Genomic DNA, 5,039 nt, shown 5'->3' with positions numbered 1-5,039 from the left:
CCTTAAACCCATGTTCTTTATAATTAATTATTGCATCAGACGAACAGGGATAATTCCCGCCGTCATTCATCCAGAAATAACGAACACCCTATTAAGCTGTAAACAGACGAGCTTGGTAGGGGAAATTAAAATTACATAAAATTATGAGGCTCGCGATCAACTTCCTATTAATCACCACTATTAAGGAGGGAACTAGAATTGGAGCAGCGAAGCAGCACTTTGCATATTTTTGCGCCAATTCTAGAGCAGCAACACTTCTAGCGTCAAGGCCAATATATACACAATTGAAAGTTAGTATTTAGGCGCGGAACCTAATTATTTGACCAACTCGTCCAATTAAATACATTTAAATAAGATAATTCGTATGCGTAAAATTCTATTTTGTTGGGAGCTAGGCGAGGACTATGGATACCTCGGAAAAATTCTTGCCTTAACGAAACAATTTTCTGAAGATCCTATCCACTTTTTCGTGGTATCTAAAAATTTATCAGCTACCAGTAAAATTGAGTGGCCCAGTAACGTTAAATTTATTCAAGCACCTATTTGTCTTCAAGCAAACCCTTTGTCGCTTAAAGCATCGTCTTTTGCGGAGATTCTATTTTATAAAGGTTATGATTCTCACCGTCACCTGAGGATCCTTTCTGATGCATGGTTAACTATTTTTGAAGCCATTAATCCAGATGTGATTTTATTTGACTATGCACCTACTGCGTTACTTGCAGCATCCGGCTTAACTACCCCCAAAATAATTATTGGTAACCCTTATCTAACCCCACCCCCTGGAAGCTCCGTCATTAATCTAACGCCAGGTATTGGATTTGACGAACACCGAGCAAACGATATTCATCAAGCGGTTATTAGAAATATAAATTTAGTAAAACGCGAGTATCTATCTCCCGCCATACAAGCAATCGGAGATCTTTTTACTGCAGATGCAACATACCTATCCGGTTACAGTGAAACAGATTATTTTTGTGACTCCCGTGTAAACACAACCTATTGTGGCGCAGCATTATCTGCCTCTATTAGTAATAGAAAACCACATTGGAAGCCCGGGCTATGTAAAAAATCTATCGCCTATTTGAAACACCGAGATCCTCGCTCCAAGACCATTTTAAAAACTCTTGCATCTTTGGAAGCCAGAACACTATGCTTTTACTCAGGAGGTAAAGAAGATGAGATAATGGAATTTTCAAATTCTTCCTTGAATGTAACCAATATTCCATTCGATTTCACTGCTGCAAGTAGAGATGCTACCGCTATTATTTGTCATGGTGGTCAAGGAGTAGTAAATAATGCACTTTCCCGTGGAATTCCATTAATTCTTGTCCCTACACAGGCTGAGCAATATTACATCACCAGCAAAGTGATAGATTGGGGCATTGGTATTATAATAAATAGAAACGACTCACCAATTGAAATTCGTAATTCGCTTTCAAGTTTTTTCTCAACCTCGAAGTATTCTGATAACGCAAAGTATTACGCCGAAACAAAATTCAAAATTGATTCGGCCTCGGTTCACCAAGAGATTTATAATAAAATACGTAGCTTCATTTTCTAGCTACCTAGATAAATCAAAAAAACTTGATTTAATGAATCATCGCGGAGATGCAAAAACTGCCCCTAACCTTCCTCCAATACTCGGATCATAATCCCGAAAGTAGTTGTAAACTAATTCCAGCTAAATAATAAGGCAGATTTTAGGTGTTGAATCCATTTTTTAGACTGTAATCTCTAACCCCCGCATTTACTTCCTCAAAATTTAAGAAATGCCCTGAAATAAAGTGCGAGCCTAATATTTTTACAATCTGTATCATGTCACCTGCATCATGAAGCCTATTAATAAGAGTAAAAAGCAAAAAAGCCAATTTTCTTTCTGCATTTAAATCATTCTTAACCTGCATGGAAATAAAACAACAAACGTTAAAAACTCTTTCTGCATAGCCATTATTTTTAGGATTATCGACTCGCAGTCCATTCAAAATTTCTCCATTAACATAAGCCTTTACCAAAGTCAGAATAACAACTCTACTTAAATGCTCAACAGCAGAATTAATATCTGCATGTGCATTCGGGTACATAGATAGTATTTCTGCAAGATAATAGTGCACATGTTCATCATCCAAACTTGCCATTTGAATAATTTCTTCATAGGTCAGAGGGTATGGCAATCCAGAACAAACATGATGATACAAGCCAGGTAATTTTTTTCTTATTTCAATAGCTGCTCCTATCGTTGAAAAAAACTCTCTCGCGTTTATAACTCTATAGCCTGATTTAAAGGAAAGCTGCGCAAATGCTTCATCAATACATAGCCAAGGTAAATCATTAGTTATTGATAATCGTAAACTTGAATATGTAGATCCATCTAACGCATCTTCAATTTGTATTATGCTAGGTGGCATATCAACTAACTTTGGCGAAACGTTTTTTGCATACTCAAGAATATAGTTAATCGAAAGCAACACCTCCTCTATCTGCGGCTGAACTTCGTCAGAAATTACACGCCATAGCTTTCCTTCATTTGTAACGCCAATTCGCATATAGTCATCGCTTGTCACCTGCCGCACAAAATCTATTAGGTAAGCTCTAGTTTCAGCAGTAATAGTAAATTCGACTTTCGATTCAATAAATCCGTGAATCAGGCCTGTCAAACCAAGATAGGTCGCAGCATAGATATCTATTATGATGCCTTTTAGCTGCATTTCTCCAACAGTTGGCAAAGGCAATTTAACAGAATTTTTATTTGTTAAATGATGCAAAGCAGAATGAACAGGGCAGCCACTTCCCATGGCATGCCCCTTTAGAAAAAGAGGAAACTGCGGGTTTTCATAAATCAATTGCTGTTTACTTCTATCATCCGTAGCCTGTATTTTCTTTTCCAGTTCGCGAATCATTTCCTCTGGATCTTCAGGCAATGAGAATGAGTGGAAGCAATCGCTTCCATCATTGTTTGCCTGCCTTAACTCTAAGGACAATCTAAATACAGCTACATATGGCGGCAGAGTCTCTAGCAGTTTTATATCTTGCATTCCATTTTGCTTTGATTCGCCAACTTTTAGCTCCTGTAAAATATTACCCAACCTGGACGCGCTATCTAGAATGCAAGAGTGGTTGCTATCCACTCCTTGAACAATCAATTTAAGATATGATTTTCCATTAATTGTATATTGATATCCACCTAAACAATGCTCTGTTGTGGCTGCAACAGCATCGACAGCTTCATCGCCGCCAGCAAATGATCTAGAAAAATGAAAATTCGTAATTGCTTTAGCGCACAAATCTGGATCATGAATAAACCAATTTACAATAATTCTTTCTGCCCTGGAAAACTCCCCATTCATTGAAAGCTCGTAGAGTATTTGCCAAGCGAGCTGAGACTTAAACCTATGAGCAAAAATGTCATCAGGGATTTCCCCTAATAATTTTGAATATTGTTCATTTCGAATACTGTTACGCTTATTCAAAAGCAACCAATGATGCCAACACTGTAGAGATAATGGTGACAACTTAAGCGCTGACTCAATAGCTGCTATAGCGCCTGACTTGTCATCAACTAGATCAAGCTGCCTGGCTTTTATCTGCCAAATATAAACATCCCAATCACCCTGGCTTATTTCCGATACTATATTCTTGAGGGTTGCCAGTTGATCACTTTCCAACAAAGCACGAACATAATTTTTAACTATTGGCGATGGCCACAAATCTATTTGCGGAATGATTGGTTGCAGCAGAACAGCTACTTGATGAGCCAAATTGATATCAAGAAGCCTAGTCGTTAAATCATACAACTTGGGAAGATTTAAATTATGGAAATTTCCTTTTTGATGGATTAAAAAAGTTTCTACAGAATTCTTAATTTCCTCCTTAGATCTCCTAGTTCCGTCATGGGCGTAACATTTTAGCTCAATTGCAATAAAATCCCGCTCCAAATCGCTTTTGGTAGCTACAACGCCGCCTCGACCCACCCAATCTCTAACAACTTTACTATCGGCGATATGGCCAAATAAAATAGCCTCTTCGGTAGATAATTCTTCGCTTTCGCTTAAACGTTGAATGAGAGATTTACGATATGAAAAATCATTTTCCGATTTTTTCATATCGTATAAAACACCCTCTCCATCTTCAAAATCTTTTTCCATTGTGGCGCGCAAATAGAAGGAAAACTCTTTATTCAATGCCTCTATATTCGTTATATAGCTCCAACATACGTTAATTAGTTCTTTATGGTCACCATGCAAATAATTCAAAAATGCATATGCCTGGCCCACTGCACGATAATCCATACCCTTACATTCTTCGATTAAAAGAGTAGTCTCATCGGCTAACGCTCTAATTTCTTTTCTATTGGAGTTGCTTGTTAACCAGTAATGGGTTGGATATAAGTTTTTATTGAGATTAGCGCATTTGACAATAAGCTGGATAATTTTGCTATTAAAGCAAGGATATATTGAATTTAACTTTTCACTAACGGATAGAGCCAAATCATAACTTTCACACCTGAGCAGCCCTCTGGCAACTCCACAAAGTACAGCTTCAGAAAATTGATGTGCATTATCAAGACAATCTTCTAGTGATTTCTGATCAGCCACATATTCAAAAAACACTTCTTGGCAGTAGCTCGCCGGTGATTCTATTTTTTCATAACGACTCTTCGCATCTGCTAGGCGACGATTAGATATATCGAGGCGCATTAATGCAGAACAGGCTATATCTGAGCATATTGACTCAAGGCCACCACCAAGAAAGTTCATTACTTTAGAATATGCATTTTCTGGAGGGTTACTTCTAGCAACGGCAATGAGTATTGCCAATACATCCAAAACTCCTTTTGTTTGACTATCAAGATGGGAGGTGGAAAGCAGAATATCCAATACTTCTTGTGCTACATTAGGATTGCGATGTCTTATATAGGTCAATATATTTTGTATTGGCCCTATAATCATTTTTGGTGAAACTGCTTGATTAATAGTTAGATCGCCACCGACGATACTTCCATTAACAACTCGATTATTATTTTGATAAATACTGTCCGACAT

2 protein-coding genes are annotated in these 5,039 nt (G+C 37.5%); one reads left to right on the top strand and one right to left on the bottom strand.

The features are described 5' to 3' along the window. Positions 1-364: 364 nt before the first annotated feature. Positions 365-1,561 carry a glycosyltransferase gene (locus SPL68_RS17725; RefSeq protein WP_323816508.1) on the top strand — a complete coding sequence of 399 codons (1,197 nt, stop codon included), beginning with the start codon at positions 365-367 and terminating at the stop codon, positions 1,559-1,561. Between the two features lie 139 nt (positions 1,562-1,700). On the opposite strand, the gene gapS6b is transcribed toward SPL68_RS17725, so the two are convergent. Then, the gene (gene gapS6b, locus SPL68_RS17720) at positions 1,701-5,039 is read right to left on the bottom strand and encodes a GapS6b family protein (protein ID WP_323816507.1); all 3,339 of its coding nucleotides are present in this window, start codon (positions 5,037-5,039) and stop codon (positions 1,701-1,703) included.

The sequence above is a fragment of the Cellvibrio chitinivorans genome (assembly GCF_035117775.1).
In the GTDB taxonomy this organism is placed as follows: Bacteria; Pseudomonadota; Gammaproteobacteria; order Pseudomonadales; family Cellvibrionaceae; genus Cellvibrio; species Cellvibrio chitinivorans.
Note: the sequence above shows the minus strand (reverse complement) of the source record. Positions and strands in the feature narration are given on the sequence as shown.